The 1283-nt window shown below is 53.3% G+C and carries 1 protein-coding gene; it reads left to right on the top strand.

Going from position 1 to position 1283, the window contains the following annotated elements:
- Positions 1 to 619, top strand: a 619-nt coding sequence (locus RMO15_RS17610) for a S9 family peptidase (RefSeq protein WP_309714806.1), incomplete at its 5' end; no start/stop codon positions are given.
- Positions 620 to 1283: the final 664 nt, after the last annotated feature.

The following is a 1283-nucleotide window of genomic DNA, read 5'->3' on the forward strand; positions in this document are numbered from 1 at the left end:
GGTTTACAATGAAATGCAGTCGCTCGCCGAGCTCGGATTCATTGTCGTCCAGTGCGACGGAATGGGCACTCGAAATCGATCCAAGGAATTCCATGACGTCTGCTGGAAGAATCTTGCCGACGCGGGCCTGCCCGATCGAATCGCTTGGATGAAGTCGCTCGGAGCCAAATATAGGCAGGTTGATTTAACCAAAGTCGGTGTCTATGGCACCTCGGCCGGAGGGCAGAACTCTACCGGTGCCGTGCTCTTTCACCCCGAGTTCTACAAAGTCGCGGTTTCCTCATGTGGTTGCCACGACAATCGCATGGACAAATATTGGTGGAACGAACAGTGGATGGGCTTTCCCGTGGGGGCGCATTACAACGATCAGTCGAACATCACAAACGCTGCGAAGCTCAAGGGTCGCCTTTTGCTCATGGTGGGCGAACTAGACAGCAACGTTCCGCCAGAATCGACTTATCGGCTTGTCGATGCCCTTAGCAAAGCAGGTAAAGAGTTTGAGTTCGTTCTGTTGCCTGGCCAAAACCACACCGGAGGGGGCACTTTTGGCGAGCGAAAACGACGGGATTTCTTTGTTCGGAATCTCCTCGGCGTCGAGCCGCCGGAGAGAAACAATTAACTGAACCTCCCCCAGCTTGAATGAGCGGTTGCACAGAATTGAGCACTCAAAAAAAGGAACCCAGTATCACAAATGAGGTCGCAAATCTTGTCCCAGTCTGATACGATACTGGTCAAGCCTTATGCATAGCCTCCTCGCGATTCTTGCCATCTGTACTTCGACCACCTTTGCCGTCCCAGACGAAGGTGGTCATTCAAGCCGAGGGTCGGCATTCGACTCTGGAATGCGGACTCGACCCTGGGTGATGGACGGGATTGGGCAGGCCCCGTTTCCGATCACCAGCAAGAATCCCGAGGTGCAGAAGTGGTTCGACCAGGGGAATGCTCTCCTTCATTCTTTCTGGTTCGAAGAAGCAGAACGGTCTTTTCGATGGTGCTTGAAACTAGACCCAGACTGCGCGATGGCGTATTGGAGCCTGGCAAGGTGCGGGTTCAACTGGTTTACAGTACGCCCTCCGAATTTTGATGATAAGCAATTCGACCGCTATAAGGTGTTCCTTCGCGAGGCCGTTCGTCGAAAAGACAATGTCACCGAGCGTGAGCGAATGTATATTGAGGCTTGGGAACAAGCGACCAGCTCCGGGACGAAGGAGCCCACCAAGACCCTCAGCCAACTTCTGCAGCAAATTGTCGTCAAATTTCCGGATGACCTAGAAGCCAAGGTC

Origin of the sequence: Armatimonas sp. (assembly GCF_031410135.1) — a bacterium.
Lineage (GTDB): Bacteria > Armatimonadota > Armatimonadia > Armatimonadales > Armatimonadaceae > Armatimonas.